Below are 18,425 nucleotides of genomic sequence, written 5' to 3'. Positions count from 1 at the left end.
GCCGATGTTGTCAATCCCAGCGGGTCATCGTGTCGATGAACCGCCGAATACCATAAACCACATACCATAAACCGAAATACCTACCAGCTTGTATCAATTAGAACCCATCGCTGCGCTTGCTACTGCGCCAGGTATTGGTGCCATTGCCGTTTTGCGCGTGTCGGGCGAAGGCGCCATCGAGTTAACAAATCGCTTGTTTAAGGGAAAAGACCTCACTAAACAGGCTAGTCATACCGCCCATTTTGGAACCCTCCGGACCGAAACCGGCGGTATTATCGACGAGGTACTGGTTACGGTTTTCAGAGCGCCCAAGTCATTCACGAAAGAAGACGTTGTTGAAATTTCCTGCCATGGCTCCGAATTTATTATCCAGCAGATTCTGCGTCGGCTCATGCAGGAAGGCGTTCGGCTGGCGCGTCCGGGCGAGTTCACGCAACGGGCGTTTCTGAATGGCCAGTTCGACCTGGTCCAGGCCGAAGCCGTGGCCGACCTGATTGCGTCGGACTCAGACGCCAGCCACCGGGCTGCCCTGAATCAACTGCGCGGTGGTTTCTCCCGGCAATTGAAAGACCTTCGCCAGCAGCTCATCGATTTTGTCGCCTTAGTTGAACTGGAACTGGACTTCGGCGAGGAGGATGTCGAGTTTGCTCACCGGGACAAGCTTCGCCAACTAATGCTCGACATCCGGCGTGTATTACACCCGTTGATCGACTCATTTTCCACAGGCAACGCGATCAAAAATGGAGTTCCAACGGTCATTATTGGGAAGCCCAACGCGGGAAAATCGACCCTGCTCAACGCATTACTGAACGAGGAGAAAGCCATTGTTTCCGATATTCCCGGCACGACCCGCGACGTCATCGAAGACGAACTCTTTCTGGATGGCATCCGCTTCCGGCTGATCGATACGGCTGGTTTACGTCAGGCCACGGACCAGATCGAAGCCATCGGCATAGAACGGACGCAGCAGAAAATGCGCGATGCGGCCCTGGTCGTTTATCTGTTCGATGGCCCTGCCATACATCCCGACGATCTTAACGAGGTTATTGCTGACTTACACCAGTCCGGAAAACCGTATTTGCTGGTCGGCAACAAGGCCGATTTGATGACAGAAGCCAAGCATGAAGCCTTAAACCCCATCCTGACCAACGAACGGGTTATCTGGATTTCGGCGGCTAAACAAACGCATCTGGACGAATTGAAAGCGGCTCTCTCAGCCCGCGTTCGTACGGATGCCGCCGTACAAACGGGCAGTGCTGTCGTGACGAACGCCCGCCACTACAATCACCTCATCGGCACGGATGAGGCCCTTGCCCGCGCCATTGCCGGACTGGATTCCGGCGTCACACCCGACTGGCTGGCCATGGACTTACGCGTTGCCTTACAGCATCTGGGCGAGTTAACAGGAGAGATAACCACAGACGATTTGCTGGAGTCGATATTCAGCAAGTTCTGCATTGGAAAGTAGGCCGGAAGGTTTGGTTTCATTATGAACAATGACTTAGGACCCTATTTAGTGATTTACTAAGTCATTGTTCATAACTTGGCACTTTTCCCTTACCGTTGCCTATGCGCCATTTAGTACGGACGAGTTACCTCTATTCACTTCTGTTTCTATTTGTCTTTAACGGTTCGCTCCGGGCACAGGGGCAATCGACGCCCGACTCCACCAAGACAGCTTTTAATTTTAAACAGGCGCCCTGGTACGCCCGATCCGTTCCCTTTTCCATCTATACAGGGGCGGGGAAAACCAGCGACCGGGTAGCGCAGACTATTGAGATCGGTAAGACGTTCGATGTCATTGATCTGGGCGTTGCTTTCGGTCGAAATTCCCTCAGACCCGACACCACGTTGTTTCTGGAAGCCAGGGTAACCATGGATGTGGCTAACTACGGCATTTTCGCCAATGAAATGGCTCTTGGCGCAGGCCGGGTTTTCGACTCGAAAGGTAGCCTGATGCTCGAACTGACCTATAATATTTTTGCTCAGATTTCACCCAAAGTGGGCTTTGGCCTCACAACCGGTTACTACGATTTTAGCAATGACACGTTCGATAGCTCCAAAACGTTCTATGGATTTATTCTCCGTTATGGTCTGCAACGGACCGATTCGGGCGGAATAGTTGGGCTTGGCCGGGGCGGACGCCGGATTCGCGCCAGACATGTACATCGATAGCCGTTTGTTCAGCCGAACGGATCGTTTGTCAAAATCGCAAAATGAAGTGACGCCTTGATCGTCCAAGTCGCCTTTATACGTGAATAGTCCACTATAAACCGCCATCTGTCGGACAAATCACCGATCTGGACGGGCTACTTTTGCCAGGTAAATCAACTGATAGCCATGGCAAACATTATTAAAAAAGCGGCCTTCAAACTGATGGAAAAAACACTGGCCACCCAAGCCAACGTACTGGATATCAGAATATGGAGCCCCGCTTCTATGTACGAAATTGATCTATACCTTCCAACGGTTGATATGGGTAAATGGCAAAGCGTCCATCGACTTAAGTGCAAGGTAGATGAGTTCGAATACCGGGATTACACCCCTGCCTGGTGGGAGGCCGAAAAGGGAATTTGCACCCTCTACGTAGAAACCGGGCATAACGGGGCCGGTAGCCGCTGGGCACAACGCATTCGGCCGGGCGACCAGGTTCTTGTGGGGCCTGCTCATGCGGCACCACTACCGGCCAAGCAAGGTAAAGTATTGGCCCTGGCTGATGGCAGTGCGCTTGGTCATGTGTTGGGCTTAAAACAGTTAACCTACCCAGAAGAACATCCGCTGGAGGCAGCCGTGTTCCTGCCCGAAGATTACCAGATTCCAACTACATTGCTCCGTGAAAATCCGGAATTTGCGTTTCTTGTCAAGCCCGACGGCAGTAGTCTGGAAAGTTTAGAAAACTGGATAGGCGCCAAAGATCTACGGGAGTATAGCTCGATTTATATTGCGGGGTACATACCCATGGTTCGGGAGTTACGAAAGAAGCTGAAAAGCAGAGTCAATCAGAACGCTACCATCTATGCGCACGGATTTTGGCGATAGCCCGCCCATGACGGTGATGTCTAAAGACCCCATCCAGGTCTACCAGATGAATGAACGTTCGGAAGGAATAGCCCTTTTCCGGTTGCCTCATCCAATGCTCCACCTCTATCAGGATGAACTGACGAATCCACACCGGCATGACCATTACACCTGCTTCTTTCTGGAAGAAGGTACCCTAACGACGCACATTGATTTTAAACAGGTTACGGTCAATAAGACGTCCTTCCTGCTATCCCAGCCGGGGCAAATTCATCAGGTTAGTGCTGCCCACCAGTGCAAAGGCTGGGGGCTGGGGTTTGATGCCAAATTGATTGACGAATCGGTACGGACTTTACTCGAACAGTCGCTGTCGACCGTAACCTTGTTAACCCTGGATGAAACTGAACACGAGTGGTTTAGGGCCATGCTCGGATTGATTGATGGGTCTCTGCATGAAAACAAAACGGCCATTTTTCACCACAAGCTTGTTCAGACACTGCTCAATGGCTTTATCTACCGAGTGGCGGCTATTTTTCAGCTACAGCTTTACGACCGGATTCGGGACTACTCCGTACGCAGCCTGGAGATGACCAGGAAATTCCGTCAGTTACTGGCTCAACAAGTTCTTACCTGTAAAAAGCCATCGGACTACGCCCAGCAGTTGAATGTGTCGGCCAGTCATTTAAATGACACGGTCAAGTCCGTAACAGGCTTTTCGGTTACGTATCACATCCAGCAGGCCGTTTTGACCGAAGCACAGCGTTTGCTGGTTTACACCGACTTAAGTATTCAGGAGATTGCCGCCCGTCTGGGCTACGAAGATCCTAAATACTTCATTCGGCTATTTGGAAAAGGAGCCGGTTTATCCCCCACCAAATTCAGGAAGAACACTATGTAAAAGCCTTGTGTTTTACAAATGAGTGTCCATCTGCATCGGCAAACTACTTGACAGTATTGATTGGCAAAAACGCGGGTTCGTTATTACGTCTCTGGCTCCTCCAAACGATCCCGTATATAGTTCGTCTACGTAAATAATCGAAGAATAAAACAGGCTAATAAGCGGCTATCAGGCTCTCTGCTGGAATACCAAGTATGGAGTGAAGTTTACGGATCATTTCCAAGCTCAGTTTGCGCTTACCACTGAGTATTTCAGACTGTCGGGCCCTAGTTCCCAGGATGCTGGCCAATTCGCTCTTTTGTTTCCCAAGCTGCTCCAGCCTGAAGGTGATGGCCTCTATGGGCGTTGGCGGAGCTATGAGATAGTGTCTAGCCTCATAATCGTCAATGAACAAAGCCAGCGCTTCCAGCTCGTCTGATTCTGGAGAGTCGTCCGCCAAATCCATTTGCATAAGGAAATAGACACGTTCCAGTGCATTTTCGTATTCGCTTTCAGCTTTAATTACTTTTAGCATAGGTAACTGTTTTTACGTCTATTCTATCATAGTCGGCATGAGTGCCGATCCAGACAATAAACATAATTTCTCTTTGCATTCACCCCTTTCCCATACTCCACTTTTTTGGCTTGCTGCCAAAGTGTTCTTCAAACAAACGGGTGAAATGGCTCAGGTTGGAAAAACCCAGTCGATAGCCGGTTTCCGATACCGTAAGCTTTTCGTCACGGAGCAGCCGGGCGGCCTCCTGCATCCGGATGCGCTGGAAATAATCGTACAGGCCCATCCCAAAAACCTGGGTAAATAACTTACGCAATTTTAGCTCATTCATCCCCGCTATGCGTACCAGTTCCTTTACGGGAGTAGGTTCGTCAAGTTTTTCGATTAGGCTATCGCGTACGTTATAAAGGGCCTTCAACTCATCCATTGTGACCTGTTCATGCGCGGATTCTTTTCGTTTTGTCAAATCACGAAATAAAAAATACAACAGCTCCAGTGTTTTTAATCGGTAGTAGAGAGCGGGCAACGCGGGCTGGGTACTGGTTCGGCTGATCTCATTCGCCACCCGTACAATATCGGCCGACATGAACTCGTCAATAAAAAACTGGTTTTCCTGCCCCAATAAAAAATCGAAACGAGCATGCTCTTCCTTTAGAAGCAACTGTAGATAATCCAGACTCACAATAATTGAAATCAGCTTCCGGTGCGAATGGCTGGGCAGTTGAATATTCGCCCCTACCTGTAAGGGCATTATTTGTATGCTCGGCAGTTCTTCTCGCAAAACCATGTTTTGGGGCGCGGTTTCTTCGAGCCCATCATTGAAAAAATTATTGAAGGCAATTAAGATCCCGTGTTCGATGCCCTTAATCGCCCCTCGCCTAAAGGTGAATTCCTTTTTGGAGACCATGCTTCGAATCATCAGCGCAAACTCGGGCAGAAAATCAAAAATCTGGACGTTGTTGAACTCAAAGCTCTGCAAAAAATCGTCCCGAACGTCTCTGGATATGTCGACGCCCAGGCGTTCTGCCATGGCCGCCATTTTTTCAAAGTGCTCCTGATTATCCGCTTTTGACTTCATGTTTACGACTAGTTTTAGTAACTATCGCGCTATTTTAACCCTAAAAACTGACATTCCTTTGCAAAAGAATTAACTAAGAAGACCAACTATGGTAAAGTCAGTTTTGATTTCAGGGGCCAGCATTGCCGGCCTGACAATGGCTTACTGGATGAACCAGTATGGCTACCGGGTAACCGTCGTAGAAACCGGTCCTGCCCCCAGAATGGGTGGCTCACCCATCGATGTGCGGGGCGACTCGTTGGACACAGCCCAGCGAATAGGCATACTCGACGCTATAAAAGCAGCCAAAGTACCAACCGAAGGGCTTGAGCTTATGAACGCAGTTGGCGACGTACAGGGAACGATGCTGGTAGAAGACATCGGAGCTATCCGGCCGGGTGATGATACGGAAATTCGTCGCGATGATCTGGTAAACATTTTATACGCAAATGCCAAAGACGGCATTACATATCGCTTTAATAATCGGCTAGTCGCTTTGACCCAAAATGAGGACGCGGTATCCGTCACGTTTAAAGACGGAACGGTCGACGTTTATGACTTCGTCATTGGTGCCGATGGCATTCACTCCGGGGTCAGAAAGCTCACGTTTGGGCCGGAAGAACAGTTTACCCACTTCCTGAATTTTTATTTTTCTGTTTTTCCGGTTAACAAAACCCTGGGCAAGAAAAATTATGGGCAGATGTATAATACGCCTACCAATCTGGCCGTGATTTACTATTACAATGAGGAGTATGCGGATGGATTTTTAACGTTTAGAGCCAACCAAAAAGTCGATTACAACCGAAACGATATAGACGCCCAGAAACGAATCGTCATAGAAGCCTTTAAGGGCGTAGGCTGGAAAGTTCCCCCGATGATTGACGAATTGAAAAAAGCCGACACGTTTTATTTTGACCAGGGCTGCCAAATAAAAATGCCCACCTGGACAAAGGGTCGAGTAGCCCTGATTGGCGATGCAGGCTATGCACCCGCCTTTCCGACCGGTATGGGAAGCACGTTGGCCATGCAAGGCGCTACTGTTTTGGCCGATGCAATGGCTGAAGAGGCTGATTATAAAGTGGCCTTTCAGAAATACAATGAACGCTTTCGGCCAATGGTAGACGCTCTACAAGCCACCGTTTATGACGGGCTTTCCTTTCTATTGCCCGAAACACAGGAAGCCATTGACCGTAGAAATAAAGGCACCAGGTAAACGAGATGGATGGGTGTAGAAATAGCTGTAAACTATTTCTACACCCATCAGCCTTTGTTGGTATGCCTACGAAGGTTGTGCTCGATACGGTACGGAGTCCCAGGAGAATCGTTGGGAAATCTGTACTTAGGCAAACGCTTTCCTGAATGCTAAAGGCGATTGGTTTGTCTTGGTCTTAAACAGCTTGCTGAACGATTGGGAATGTTCAAAGCCCAACTGGTAAGCGATCTCCCCGACGGATAAATTGGTCGTTGACAGCTGCTGTTTGGCTTTTTCAATGAGCTTCTCATGGATGTGTTGCTGGGTTGTCAGGCCAGTCAGTGTTTTAAGCAAGCCACTCAAATAATCAGGCGATACGTGAAGTTGTTCGGCCAGGTAACTAACCGACGGCAAACCCTTCTGCATGCTGACCACGTCATCGAAATAGGCAATCAGTTGGTCATTGAGCCGATCAAGGAGCTGGTGATTGGTGATCCGGCGGGTCATGAACTGGCGCTGGTAAAAACGCTCAGAATAGCTGAGCAACGATTCCAGTTGAGTAATCATGATCTCGTGGCTGAACGTATCCAGGTTGTTATGGTATTCCTGGCTGATGTTCGCGATGATCTGCGTCAGCAGAGCTTCCTCTTTATCCGAAAGAAATAAGGCTTCATTGACTGAGTAATCAAAGAATGCATACTGTCTGATCTTTTTGGTCAATGACGTGTTCCACAGAAAATCAGGGTGAACAAGCAGCATCCAGCCTGATTGGTCGGGGCTGCTATATTTTTGAGGATCAAATCCGCCGATCTGGCCGGGTGCCATAAAACTGAGTACACCCTCATCAAAATCATAGGCCTGCTGCCCGTATTTAAATTTCACAGGTGCCTTGAATCCCTTTTTGAGGGCAATGCTATAAAAACTATTCACCACATTTCCGGGCAAGCCCGCCGGTACCTGCTCAAAGGGCTTAATCTCAATGACGCTGATCAACGGATGTTCGGGTTTCGGCAGACCTAACAAACGGTGAAACTCACAGATGGTCTTTATCAGATATGGCTGGTTATTTTCCATCCTGCAAATAAGCTATTTATTTCTATACACCTGTAGGGCTCTCTCCACAGCCTGTTTGTAGGAGAGCGGCTGACGGGGCAACAGCTTTCGAATGGCCGACGGGTCGCCAACCAAATCTTCCCCAAGACTATCCAGCGCCCCTTTTATAGACCCCTTTGGCGATTTAGCCATTCGTTCGATAAGCGGTGCTGCCAACCGTAATAGCGCTAACGAAATATGAATTTTTCTGGGATGCCGATGACCGACCACCTCCGCAGCTGCGTCGATAAACTGATCGCTCGTCAACACGTCGTCGCTACCAACCTCGTAGCATCGCCCATACGCCTTCGGTTCCGTCAAGACGCCAATAAGATTATAGACCAGATCATCGATTGCGATGCAACGAAGCTTAGTACGGCCGTTGCCTACCACAAATGCCAGCCTTTTTCGGGCATTGGCCAGCACCAGATTAAATCCTTGCCCACCAATACCAACGATCATACCTGGTTGTATGACGGTTACATCAAGGCCACTGCTCAACAGATAGTCTTGCGTTTTCCATCGTCCGCGCGTCCAGGCATCTTTTGAATTCGCTGAAATACCTAACGAGGTAACGTAAATCAGGCGGTGCACCTGATGAAGGCGACAGGCCTGAACGATGTGCTGGAGGCCCTTCATTTCGATGTCCATAAAATCCTGATTCGCCGTGTCGGCGTGCTGAGGGGCCAGTGTATGAATGGATACGTAAACGGCATCCATTGAGTCAAACGCCTGTTGAATTGAGGCAAAATCGTTGATGTCCCCTTTTACTAGTTCGCAGCCGCAGTCAGCGAGGTCCTTCACCTTATCTGGATTTCGGGCCAGGCAACGTACCGTATACCCATCTGCCACTAATTGCCGGACTAAATAACTGCCTACAAACCCGGATGCGCCAATGACCAAAATTCGTTTCATTATCAATCGTTTTTATGGAAGCAAAGCTCTCGACAATGCGGAAAAGGGCTGTAGTCAAAACCGGGTTTGTTGTAGTCGAAAATCGATGGTAGCGAACGGCTTGAACGCAACTTATTTCCTATAAAAATGGCACTCACTTCTACATATCGAGAAAAGCCGATATATTTGTCGCATGGAACAGGTCGATCTCTTCAAAGCGCTGTCGAATAAGACGCGCCTGCAAATGCTGGAATGGCTTAAAGAACCGGAACTTAATTTTCCGGGCCAGAAAGAATATGGCTATGATCAGGGTGTATGCGTCGGCCAGCTTCAGGCAAAGGCCAACCTCACCCAGTCGACCGTTTCCGAATACCTCTCATTGCTGCAGCGTGCCGGGTTTGTCAAGGCCACCCGCAAGGGGCAATGGACCTATTACAAACGCGACGAAGCGGCCTTTGCGCGGTTAAGTAAACTTATTTCTTCTTCGCTTTAATACAACCTAAAAAAGATGAGTACTCAGAGTTTGTTCAGGCCCTTTCAGTTGAAAACACTGAACTTAAGGAACCGTATTGTCATGGCGCCGATGACGCGCTCGTTTTCGCCCAACGGCGTACCTACGGAAAAAGTAGCGGCTTATTATCAGAAAAGAGCAGAAGGGGAAGTTGGTCTGATTTTGTCGGAGGGCACCGTTATCGACCGTCCTTCGGCCTCCAATGATCCCAACATACCTCATTTTTATGGTCAGCCAGCGCTGGAAGGCTGGCAACACGTTATCGACCGGGTCCATACGGCTGGTGGGCAAATGGGTCCGCAAATCTGGCACATGGGCATTATGGACAACCACCAGTCTGGCTGGGTGCCGCCCGTGCCCTTCGAAGGACCGTCGGGGCTTAACCGGCCCGGCTTCACCAATGGCTCGACCATGACCCAAAAGGACATTGACGACACGATCCTGGCCTTTGGCAAAGCCGCAGCCGATGCCAAAAAAGCAGGGTTCGACTGTATCGAAATTCACGGAGCCCATGGCTACCTGATCGACCAATTCTTTTGGGAAGCAACCAATCTGCGTACGGATACCTACGGCGGTAAAACCCTGGCCGAGCGTACACGTTTTGCCACCGAGGTGATAAAAGAAATCAGGAAACAGGTAGGCGAGGATTTTGCGCTGATCATCAGACTGTCGCAGTTCAAACCCGCTGAGTACACGCATAAGCTGGCCAAAACACCACAGGAGATGGAGGCCTGGCTTCAGCCGTTGGTCGATGCAGGCATTGATGCATTTCACTGCTCACAACGTCGTTTCTGGGAACCCGAATTTGAAGAGTCTGATCTTAATTTTGCCGGTTGGGCAAAAAAGCTGACGGGAAAAACCACTATTACGGTGGGTTCAGTGGGCCTTACGGGTGAGTTCTTCGGGGCTTTTGCGGGCGAAAGCTCACAGCCGGCTTCCCTGGATGAGCTGAACAGACGGATGGACCGGGGCGATTTTGACCTGGTAGCCGTCGGCAGGCCGCTCCTGGCTGACCCTAATTGGGTAGCCAAAATAAAAACAGGCCGGACCAGTGAGTTGAAAGGCTTTAGTAAGGAGGCTTTCGCTGAACTGATCCTGGAATAAGCGTCCACCAAATCAATTTTTATTTGTTCAGGCCCAATATAGAAAAAGCTCCCAACGGAGCTTTTTCTGTTTAAATGTCTTTCGGATTCTAAAAAAGATTGACTCTGTCAAACTTCGGCCAGCAGCCATTGGGCAATCATAAAATAAACGCCGATGCCAATCAGGTCATTTGCCGTTGTAATAAACGGCCCCGAGGCTACGGCCGGGTTAATACCTACTTTATTGAGCAAGAGTGGCGTTACTGTCCCCATAAATGAAGCCAGCAGCACAACGGCCAGCAGCGATGTAGCGACAACAAAAAACAGGCGCGGTTCGCCAATGATGAACGTATAGGTTCCTGCAATCAAGCCCACGACCAGGCCATTGATAACCGCGACCATCAGCGTTCGTAGCAACCGACGACCAAGCGTCGTGCTCAACCCCGACGTATCCGCTAAGCTTTGCAGGATCAATGATGAGGTCTGAATGCCCACATTGCCCCCCGTTGACCCGATAATGGGAATAAAGGCGGCCAGCGCGGCAATCTTGCCCAGCTCGCTCTGAAAACCGTTGATGACAGTTGCCGCCATCAGGCTGCCGACTGCTCCGGCTACGAGCCAGGGCAACTGTACTTTTGAGCGTCGCCAGATGTTGTCATCTTCCTCGACTTCACCCGACAGACCGGAAATAACCTGGATGTCTTCTTCTGCCTGCTCGGTAATGACGTCGACCACGTCATCGATGGTAATCCGGCCCAATAATCGTTGCTGCACATTCACGACCGGAATGGCATCCAGGTCATACCGTTGCATGACCTCGGCTACTTCATCCACGGGTCGGTAGGTTTCGACAAACACAATGTCATCGTCGTAGATGTCCGCGATTTTGGCATTCTTCCGGGCGAGCACGATCTTCTTCAGCGAGACTAGCCCAAGCAGTTTGCCTACATCATCGACTACGTAAACCGCATACACGTTTTCAACATCTTCGGCTTGCTGGCGAATCTCTTCGATACAGGCATTAACGGTGAGGTTGACGTTGATCCGGATCAGCTCCTTCTGCATCAGGCTGCCCGCTACCCCATCTTCGTAGTGCAGCAAATCCAGAATGAACCGCGCCTGTTCCCGGTCTTCGAGCAGGCCAATCACCTCCTCCCGCACCTGAATGGGTTGCTGATTCAGCACGTCTACGGCATCATCGGAGTCCATCTGGTTGATGAACGGAGCAATCTCGGCCGACGTAAACAGCTTGAGCAACGTGGTCCGCTCGGCCTGATCGAGGTTAGCCAGAATTTCGGCACCAACCGTTTTGTCGAGCAAACTAAGCAGGTAATGCGCCGATTCGGGCGCCAGCTCATCCAGAACGCCCGAAATATCGGCCGGGTACAGCTCTTCCATTTCCGTCCGAAGCAAGGCGTCATCACCCGCGTCGATGGCCGCCTGAATCGTATCGAGGTAATCTTTAGTAAGTTCGAACGTCACGGTGTTCCTAAGAATGAATGGTAAATGATAAACGATGACTGGTCGCGGATAAGGAAACTACTTCATTATTCGTCGTTTATCATTAGCTGCGTTAACGCTACGAACTCTGCCACACTTAGCTGCTCGGCCCGTTTGTCCATGAAGGGACTGGCGAGGGCAGCCTCCGATGGCACGAGTGGTTTGAGCGCGTTGCGAAGTGTTTTCCGGCGCTGACTGAAGCCATGTTTAACCACCTGCGTAAACTTTTTCACATCACAACCAAGATCGGTCGTTTTGTTGCGCCGGAGGGAAATCACCCCCGAAAAAACCTTTGGGGGCGGATTGAATACGTCCGGATCAACGGTAAATTCATACTTGATGTCATACCACGCCTGCAACAACACGCTCAAAATGCCGTAATCTTTATTGCCCGGCCCGGAAGCTACCCGCTGGGCGACTTCGCGCTGGAACATGCCCACCACTTCGGGAACGCGGTCGCGCATGTCGAGCACTTTAAACAGAATCTGGGTCGAAATATTATAGGGAAAGTTGCCAATAACGGCAAATGGCTCAGTACTATTAGCCTGTTTGGTTGGCAACAGATCGGGGCGAATGTTTAGAAAATCGGCACCTAGAATCCGGCCTTCCAGCGCAGGAACGTGCTGTTTCAGGTAATCGACCGACTCCCGATCGATTTCGATGACGTAGGTATCAACGTTTGTATTTTGAAGTAAGAACTGGGTCAACACACCCATTCCCGGCCCAATTTCAAGAATTTTCGTGTAAGGCACGCCGTCAACGCCCGCATGCATCGTCAGCAATTCGGCAATACGTTGGGCAATACTCAGGTCTTTCAAAAAATGCTGACCGAGTTCTTTTTTAGGTTTGACGTACATAATACCGGCGGATTGGGACTGATTTTGTTACCCAACACAAAGGTACGGGGCAGGGCCTGAATAATTAGCGCCAAATAAGTAGAACCTGACTGGTTACTTCTGACCCGTAACAATCAGTTTAAGGCGTTGACTAACTGTTTTCGTGGTGTCAGTTTCTTAAAACTGACACCACGCTATGAGTGGGTGGTCAGCCTCCTCAAAAATCAAGGTCGGTCAGTTCGAAGTCCTGCTTGACCCGAATGGTGCCGTTCTCTTCGGTGCCGGGGTTGTAGATGATCCGTTCGGGCTGGATACCCTTTTGCACATTACCAATGTCGCGCCGTCTGTTGTTGTTAGCGTCGATGATCAGCCGCAGCCGATACAGGCCTGGTTTGAGTCGGCCGAAGCTAAAGGCGGGTGTACTGTAAGCCGTGCGTACCACCTGGTATTTATCGTCCAGCAGCTCGACAATGAAGTTGGTTCCGGCAGGCCCAACGGTAGCCGGGTTCACTTTACCAGCAATGAGTCCGTAACTGTCATCCTTGGCAATCAGGTACCGGGCCGAATAACGGGGCAGCGTATCACCCTGAACGCTGACAAATGCGCCCTTCTGAAGCCGAAAAAACAGAGTATCGCGTAGGTTGGTCTTTTCCCGAATGACCAATCGGGAGAAATTATTACTCCATGTCAGGTTAGAAGGCGTCAGTTTAAGAGGCTTCGTACTATCCGGTCCAATGATTAGTAGGTCTGTATTGAAACGGAAAATGGGTTTATTGAAGACCAGCGTAAATTCCAGGTTATTATCGATCGGCTCGCCCGATGGAGGACTTATCTGAACTGCCAGCGCTGTCCGGTTTTTGGCCCTTGTTTTCAGAGGAGAAAAATAAACCCGCTCTCTCAGTTCCGTCACGTTGCCCACCGAATCTTCGGCCATAATGGTCAAGTGAAGGGTGTCGTCGGCAGCCCGGTTAGCCGGTCGGTAAAGCCGGATCATTTTGGGATTCTCCAGAAAGGAGACCAACGTATCAGCCGATGCATTCCGCGCCGTCGTAGAAACGGGCGTTGTCGCCGTCGTGGATACAGCCGTCGTGGATACAGCCGATGTGGATGCGGCCGTCGTGGATAAAGGTTTGCCAAAGCGTAGTTTATAGCTGGCAATCCCACTGCTAAGTTCAAGGCCAAGGGTTTCGTCGGTGCGCTCGCGTCGGCTGACACGCGGCTTCCCGTAGCCACGAAACGCAACCATATTGACGTCCGAATAATTACGAGTCAGGTTCAGAACACTATCCCGAAACGCGACCCGCTCGCCCGGCGTGTTGTTCACCAGGTTCAAATCTTTATCGTCGAAACCGTAGACTTTATATTGACCAGCCTTCACGTTTTCGATGCGGTAGTTGCCGCTGCTATCCGTTCGGGCAAAATACTGAGGCCGTTTCCGATTGATAGGCAGCGTATCCGTCGGGGCAAATAGACCGACAACAAACCCCAATAGCGGCAGGCGACTTTCGTCGTCCACCACATTACCGGTCAGGTAAAGCGAATCGATACTGGACCCCGTGCTGAAAACGATCTTGGTGTTTTTAGCAATGTTACGCTCGGTAATGTCTTTAATTCCGTCGGCGAAATCAATGGTGTAGGTTGTGTTGGGCAAGAAGGGTTTGGCAAATGTAAGCCGGATACCCAGCGGTAATGATTTCACCACGAACGTATTGCTGTCCTGGGGCGTGATCGTTATTTTTTGTTGCAGGTTTTCACTGTTCACATATTCATTAAACTCCAGCTCAACCGTCTTGCCTTTGTAATTAAGCTGGCGGGCGGTAGGCATACTACTCACTAGTTTCGGGGTAAGTGTGTCTTTCTTACCACCAGGCGGTTGGGCTACCTGTGCGCAGTTTTGGAGAAGAATGGGAAGAGCCAGTAAAAAACTCAGTACTAGGTGGCGGAGCGTCATGTTGGGTGTAATCAGAACTACAAAGGTAAACGTCCGTTCATCGTTAATCCGTACCGATTGACATAAAATGGCCCGCTGGTTCGTTACGTTCTATAGTAATTTAAGAAAATTTAAGGCCACGCAGGTCCATGACGGGTTAACGTATAGCCAGATGCCTACTTTTGCGACATATCCGACCACCACTAGCGGATTGGTAGCAGAAACCATACCTATTAAAAAAATCAATAATTATTCATGATTCACACCCGATTTTGTTTGTTGCCACTGCTTGTGCTGTCGATAGGCTGGCTATCCGGTTGCTCCAGTTCAGGCGATAAATTAGATGACCAGATCAGCGACGCCCTGAGTAACGATAACACCCTGGACGTGACGGAAGCCGATGCGTTACGGGTATTTATTGGTCAGGAAAGCAAAGAACTTGGGGCCGACAAAAAAACAAAGGCGCTCCTGACGCCCGATGGCAAAATCGACGAATCGGCCCTGGCAGCGTATATCAAACGGAACCGCACGTACCGCAAACTGGCCAAAGAAGGCAAAGAGCCGACCCTGTCTATGGCAGGAGCAGCCACATCCGGCAAACCGTTGCGCCTGAAAGTTTATCTGGAAGCCAGCGCCAGCATGTTTCCTTATGATGCGCCGAACGGAAATGGCGCGTTCAAACGGACCATCAACGATGTGCTGACGGAGTTCGATGCCGTCAATCCTGGCCAGGGTAAGTTATTCGTTGTCAACACGGAGGTGAATGATCTGGGACTGACGCTGCCTCAGTTCTTCAAACAGAAAGATATTTTCACTGTCGCCAAAACGAAAGGCAAAACCACCAGTACCGACTTCGAAGGTATTTTCAGCGAAATTCTGCGAAACACCACGGGCGACGACCTGAGTGTGCTGGTGTCCGATCTGATTTATTCCGACCCGACCCTGGCCGGTATGAGCGCCCAGAAAACGCTCGACGCGGCCAGTTCACTGCTCACGACGGTCTTTAACCCCTATGCCAGTACCCACTCGATGCTGGTGATCAAGCTGACGTCCGACTTCGACGGAACCTACTATAGCTGGAACAACGCCAAGAAACCGTACAAAGGCGAGCGGCCTTATTACCTCTGCCTCATTGGTCGAAACGAAACCATGCAGCGGCTCTACCAGGACCAGACGTATCAAACGATTCGCCGGTTCGATCAGTTGCCCGGTTACGCCGACTCCTGGTTTTTTGGCCGGGATACCAAAGCCATAACGCCATTTTACAGCATTCTGGTAACCGACCCGGCCCGGGAAGGCCGCTTCAAACGCTCCGGCGAAGAAGTTCGCAGCCACGCCAAAGCCATTCACGCCCTCGAGGACGTTCAACCTGATGTGGCCGACAAAAACCTGACCATTCCGGTAGCGGTCGATTTATCGGCCCTGCGCGTGCCAGCCTCGTTGCTGACCGATGCCAGCCAATATGTTGTTGATGGAAAAGACAACTTCAAGGTGTCGGCCGTTCAGCCTTATTCGGGAGCCAATGGCACAACGCATAAGCTGTTATTGACCTCCGACAAGCCCGCGCGTGGCGAACGCACGGCAACAATCCGGCTTCGTCGGCAGTTTCCACCTCGCTGGATTGCGAATACCAATACCACCAACGATGCCTCGCCGGATGCCAACTCGACCTTTGGCATTCAAAATCTGCTGCAAGGCGTCGAACGAGCGTATAACCCCAACAATCAAACTGAATATTTCACGCTAACAATTGAGTTAAAATGAGTTTGCCGTTTGAGGTTTGTTGTTGGCTGAAAATTCTTGCGCCAGCCAACAACAAACCTCAAACGACAAACTAAAAACTAATCCCACATGGAAGAATCGCTTTATAATTTTTACAACCTGTTCGTTAACGGCAGCCTGCTTGAAGATTTGTATCAGGAAGAGCTCCTCTCACCCCTCACCTGGACGGCCGTGGGGCTGGCCTTTGTGGTGGCGTTTGCCTTTTACATCTGGCCGTTTAACAAGGTAAGTTTTAGTGGGTTCGGGAGCTGGCTTCTGATGACGGGCGTGAGCGCGTTGTTTCTGTTCGTTATTACGCTGGTCACCTGCTATCAGAAAGCGAATCAGGACATTCCCCGCGACGAAGCCGACCCGAATCAGGGAACGCTCTTCGATCAGGGTGTCAGCGTATTTCTGAGCTATGCCTTCGAAATGGCATTACTGACGGCCTTTATTTTCTTTATCATATCGATGGTGCTGAAAAACTTCAGCAAAAATGCCAAACATCGGCCAATGCTCTGGCCGTCAAAATAAGAGAACGGTTATGGATCTGTTGTTTGTGGTTTGTGGTTGGCTTACGCGTCCAGTGTACCTGCGTCAGCCAACCACAAACCACAAACGACAAACCACAAACCCTAAACCAAAGATTCATGGCTAAACTATTTGTATTCGCCATTGGCGGGACTGGCTCACGGGTGTTGAAAGCACTCACTTTTTTGCTGGCGTCGGGCGTTAAAATGAATAATACTGACGAGGTGATCCCCATCATCCTGGACCCCCACGCCACCAACGACGACCTCCTCCGAACCAAAGATCTGCTGCGGGAATACGGCAACATTCGGGCGGGCTTACAAACGAAACCAACGTCGGGTTTTTTCAGCACCGAAATCAAGACGCTCAACCGGGCGATTGGTGGCAATGCAACCATCGCCGATACGTACGTCTTTGAATTACAGGGTGTTCAACAGGAAAAATTCCGGGATTATATCAATTATGAAGGCCTGGATGCACCCAGCAAAGCCTTCGCGAGTCTGCTGTTTTCGGAAGAAAACCTGGAAACCAAAATGGACATTGGTTTCGTGGGCAACCCGAACATTGGCAGCACGGTACTAAACCAGTTCCGCTACTCCGATGTGTTTCAGGCCTTTGCCGAGAACTTCGGTGCCAATGACCGCATCTTTATTGTCAGCTCCATTTTCGGAGGTACGGGGGCCGCTGGTTTCCCGATTTTGCTCAAAAACATCCGGGGAGCGCAGGCACTTGGCCAGATTCCTAATCCGGCCTTCCTGACGAATGCCAAAATTGGTGCCGTTACGGTGATGCCGTATTTCAGCCTGACCACCAACGAGAACAAACTGATCGACCCGGCTTCGTTTATTGCCAAAACAAAAGCCGCGCTGAATTATTACCAGAAAGGGGTTAACCCGTCGGTCAATGCGCTGTATTACATCGGCGACGACCAGACGAAAGCCTACACCTATGACCCCGGCGCGGGTGGCCAAAAGAACGAAGCCCACTTTGTAGAAATGGCATCGGCGCTGGCCATTGTCGATTTCATGAACACCGACGATAGCAGCCTGGCCGTGTCAAATGGCAAGCCGGTCAGCCCGGTTTACAAAGAATTTGGCATTGAACAGGATGGCCTGAGTATCCAGTTAGGCAACCTGGCCGGAGCCACGAAACAGATCATCAGCTTACCCCTTTCGAAGATGGCGCTGTTCAGCACCTACCTGAGTCAGCGGATTAAGCAGGCGGCTGGCACCGTGCAATGGTCCAAAGCCAACCCAACCATTTCGACATCGTTCCTGAACTCGGGCTTTTTCACCAGCGTCAAAAATTTCGATGCGTCGTTCCGGCAATGGCTTGGTGAGATGCGCAACAACAAACGGTCGTTTGAGCCCTTCCTGCTCGACGCGGCCAACCTGGGCCATACTGTGCGGGGGTTCGAACCCAAAAAGAAAGGCATTTTCGGGGGCGAATCGGATGTAAAACTCGACATCGTGGATGACCTGGACCAAACGCTCAACAAAACGGCCGAAGGCAAAGCCTACGGCAGCGAAGCCGATAAGTTCATACAGTTATTTTCAGAAGGCACCGAGCAGTTCGTCCGCGACCGGCTGCCGAAAGTGATGGATTATTAAGTTAAATGAGTTTGTCGTTT

General features: G+C 50.3%; 17 protein-coding genes. 10 read left to right on the top strand and 7 right to left on the bottom strand.

The genetic code is table 11. From position 1 onward, the window contains the following. Positions 1-88: 88 nt before the first annotated feature. From mnmE to ACYVAM_RS24020, 4 genes are all read left to right on the top strand, one after another. Positions 89-1,468, top strand: a complete 1,380-nt coding sequence (mnmE, locus tag ACYVAM_RS24035) for a tRNA uridine-5-carboxymethylaminomethyl(34) synthesis GTPase MnmE (RefSeq protein ID WP_461071829.1) — start codon at positions 89-91, stop codon at positions 1,466-1,468. 101 nt (positions 1,469-1,569) lie between these two features. Further along, positions 1,570-2,175 (top strand): hypothetical protein, encoded by a 606-nt coding sequence (locus ACYVAM_RS24030; protein ID WP_461071827.1) that lies wholly within the window; start codon positions 1,570-1,572, stop codon positions 2,173-2,175. Positions 2,176-2,340: 165 nt separating this feature from the next. Further along, entirely contained in the window at positions 2,341-3,039 is a 699-nt protein-coding gene (locus ACYVAM_RS24025; protein ID WP_461071825.1) for an SIP domain-containing protein, read from the top strand. Then, positions 3,017-3,916 carry a helix-turn-helix domain-containing protein gene (locus ACYVAM_RS24020; RefSeq protein WP_461071823.1) on the top strand — a complete coding sequence of 300 codons (900 nt, stop codon included), beginning with the start codon at positions 3,017-3,019 and terminating at the stop codon, positions 3,914-3,916. The genes ACYVAM_RS24025 and ACYVAM_RS24020 overlap by 23 nt, the downstream gene beginning before the upstream one ends. Before the next feature lie 154 nt (positions 3,917-4,070). On the opposite strand, the gene ACYVAM_RS24015 is transcribed toward ACYVAM_RS24020, so the two are convergent. Further along, on the bottom strand, positions 4,071-4,430 hold the full coding sequence (locus ACYVAM_RS24015) for a helix-turn-helix domain-containing protein (protein WP_461071821.1): 360 nt from the start codon (positions 4,428-4,430) through the stop codon (positions 4,071-4,073). A gap of 79 nt (positions 4,431-4,509) precedes the next feature. Next, the gene (locus ACYVAM_RS24010) at positions 4,510-5,487 is read right to left on the bottom strand and encodes a helix-turn-helix transcriptional regulator (protein WP_461071819.1); all 978 of its coding nucleotides are present in this window, start codon (positions 5,485-5,487) and stop codon (positions 4,510-4,512) included. Positions 5,488-5,575: 88 nt separating this feature from the next. Here ACYVAM_RS24010 and ACYVAM_RS24005 point away from each other — a divergent pair, with 88 nt between their 5' ends. Further along, positions 5,576-6,679 (top strand): FAD-dependent monooxygenase, encoded by a 1,104-nt coding sequence (locus ACYVAM_RS24005; protein ID WP_461071817.1) that lies wholly within the window; start codon positions 5,576-5,578, stop codon positions 6,677-6,679. A 126-nt stretch (positions 6,680-6,805) separates the two neighbouring features. On the opposite strand, the gene ACYVAM_RS24000 is transcribed toward ACYVAM_RS24005, so the two are convergent. Together ACYVAM_RS24000 and ACYVAM_RS23995 are read right to left on the bottom strand one after the other, a co-directional pair. Further along, the gene (locus ACYVAM_RS24000) at positions 6,806-7,732 is read right to left on the bottom strand and encodes a helix-turn-helix domain-containing protein (RefSeq protein ID WP_461071815.1); all 927 of its coding nucleotides are present in this window, start codon (positions 7,730-7,732) and stop codon (positions 6,806-6,808) included. A 12-nt stretch (positions 7,733-7,744) separates the two neighbouring features. After that, a complete protein-coding gene (locus tag ACYVAM_RS23995) occupies positions 7,745-8,665 on the bottom strand; it encodes an SDR family oxidoreductase (protein WP_461071813.1) in 921 nt (306 codons plus the stop codon). A gap of 172 nt (positions 8,666-8,837) precedes the next feature. On the opposite strand from ACYVAM_RS23995, the gene ACYVAM_RS23990 reads away from it, so the two are divergent. Both ACYVAM_RS23990 and ACYVAM_RS23985 read left to right on the top strand, forming a co-directional pair. Next, entirely contained in the window at positions 8,838-9,137 is a 300-nt protein-coding gene (locus ACYVAM_RS23990; RefSeq protein WP_461071811.1) for an ArsR/SmtB family transcription factor, read from the top strand. Positions 9,138-9,152: 15 nt separating this feature from the next. After that, on the top strand, positions 9,153-10,259 hold the full coding sequence (locus ACYVAM_RS23985; protein ID WP_461071809.1) for an NADH:flavin oxidoreductase: 1,107 nt from the start codon (positions 9,153-9,155) through the stop codon (positions 10,257-10,259). 107 nt (positions 10,260-10,366) lie between these two features. On the opposite strand, the gene mgtE is transcribed toward ACYVAM_RS23985, so the two are convergent. The 3 genes from mgtE to ACYVAM_RS23970 all read right to left on the bottom strand — a co-directional run bounded on the left by mgtE (position 10,367) and on the right by ACYVAM_RS23970 (position 14,524). Then, positions 10,367-11,719 carry a magnesium transporter gene (gene mgtE / locus ACYVAM_RS23980; RefSeq protein ID WP_461071807.1) on the bottom strand — a complete coding sequence of 451 codons (1,353 nt, stop codon included), beginning with the start codon at positions 11,717-11,719 and terminating at the stop codon, positions 10,367-10,369. Positions 11,720-11,784: 65 nt separating this feature from the next. Beyond that, a complete protein-coding gene (gene rsmA / locus ACYVAM_RS23975) occupies positions 11,785-12,594 on the bottom strand; it encodes a 16S rRNA (adenine(1518)-N(6)/adenine(1519)-N(6))-dimethyltransferase RsmA (protein WP_461071805.1) in 810 nt (269 codons plus the stop codon). Positions 12,595-12,790: 196 nt separating this feature from the next. Then, entirely contained in the window at positions 12,791-14,524 is a 1,734-nt protein-coding gene (locus tag ACYVAM_RS23970; RefSeq protein WP_461071803.1) for an Ig-like domain-containing domain, read from the bottom strand. A 234-nt stretch (positions 14,525-14,758) separates the two neighbouring features. Between ACYVAM_RS23970 and ACYVAM_RS23965 the strand changes: the two genes are divergently transcribed. The 3 genes from ACYVAM_RS23965 (at position 14,759) to ACYVAM_RS23955 (ending at position 18,405) form a co-directional block, all read left to right on the top strand. Then, positions 14,759-16,267: a hypothetical protein gene (locus tag ACYVAM_RS23965; protein ID WP_461071801.1), complete on the top strand. Its 1,509-nt coding sequence runs from the start codon at positions 14,759-14,761 to the stop codon at positions 16,265-16,267. Between the two features lie 87 nt (positions 16,268-16,354). Continuing rightward, entirely contained in the window at positions 16,355-16,798 is a 444-nt protein-coding gene (locus tag ACYVAM_RS23960) for a hypothetical protein (protein WP_460940256.1), read from the top strand. 116 nt (positions 16,799-16,914) lie between these two features. Beyond that, positions 16,915-18,405, top strand: coding sequence for a hypothetical protein (locus ACYVAM_RS23955; RefSeq protein WP_461071799.1), 1,491 nt, complete (start codon positions 16,915-16,917; stop codon positions 18,403-18,405). Positions 18,406-18,425: the final 20 nt, after the last annotated feature.

It is taken from the genome of Spirosoma horti, from assembly GCF_054776595.1.
Note: the sequence above shows the minus strand (reverse complement) of the source record. Positions and strands in the feature narration are given on the sequence as shown.

Coding starts and splice junctions, on each gene's coding strand:
- rsmA (WP_461071805.1), bottom strand. CDS start 12,594: ATGTACGTCAAACCTAAAAAAGAACTCGGTCAGCATTTTTTGAAAGAC.
- ACYVAM_RS23970 (WP_461071803.1), bottom strand. CDS start 14,524: ATGACGCTCCGCCACCTAGTACTGAGTTTTTTACTGGCTCTTCCCATT.
- ACYVAM_RS23955 (WP_461071799.1), top strand. CDS start 16,915: ATGGCTAAACTATTTGTATTCGCCATTGGCGGGACTGGCTCACGGGTG.
- ACYVAM_RS24010 (WP_461071819.1), bottom strand. CDS start 5,487: ATGAAGTCAAAAGCGGATAATCAGGAGCACTTTGAAAAAATGGCGGCC.
- ACYVAM_RS23960 (WP_460940256.1), top strand. CDS start 16,355: ATGGAAGAATCGCTTTATAATTTTTACAACCTGTTCGTTAACGGCAGC.
- ACYVAM_RS24030 (WP_461071827.1), top strand. CDS start 1,570: ATGCGCCATTTAGTACGGACGAGTTACCTCTATTCACTTCTGTTTCTA.
- ACYVAM_RS23990 (WP_461071811.1), top strand. CDS start 8,838: ATGGAACAGGTCGATCTCTTCAAAGCGCTGTCGAATAAGACGCGCCTG.
- ACYVAM_RS23985 (WP_461071809.1), top strand. CDS start 9,153: ATGAGTACTCAGAGTTTGTTCAGGCCCTTTCAGTTGAAAACACTGAAC.
- ACYVAM_RS24020 (WP_461071823.1), top strand. CDS start 3,017: ATGCGCACGGATTTTGGCGATAGCCCGCCCATGACGGTGATGTCTAAA.
- ACYVAM_RS24015 (WP_461071821.1), bottom strand. CDS start 4,430: ATGCTAAAAGTAATTAAAGCTGAAAGCGAATACGAAAATGCACTGGAA.
- ACYVAM_RS24025 (WP_461071825.1), top strand. CDS start 2,341: ATGGCAAACATTATTAAAAAAGCGGCCTTCAAACTGATGGAAAAAACA.
- ACYVAM_RS24000 (WP_461071815.1), bottom strand. CDS start 7,732: ATGGAAAATAACCAGCCATATCTGATAAAGACCATCTGTGAGTTTCAC.
- ACYVAM_RS24005 (WP_461071817.1), top strand. CDS start 5,576: ATGGTAAAGTCAGTTTTGATTTCAGGGGCCAGCATTGCCGGCCTGACA.
- ACYVAM_RS23965 (WP_461071801.1), top strand. CDS start 14,759: ATGATTCACACCCGATTTTGTTTGTTGCCACTGCTTGTGCTGTCGATA.
- ACYVAM_RS23995 (WP_461071813.1), bottom strand. CDS start 8,665: ATGAAACGAATTTTGGTCATTGGCGCATCCGGGTTTGTAGGCAGTTAT.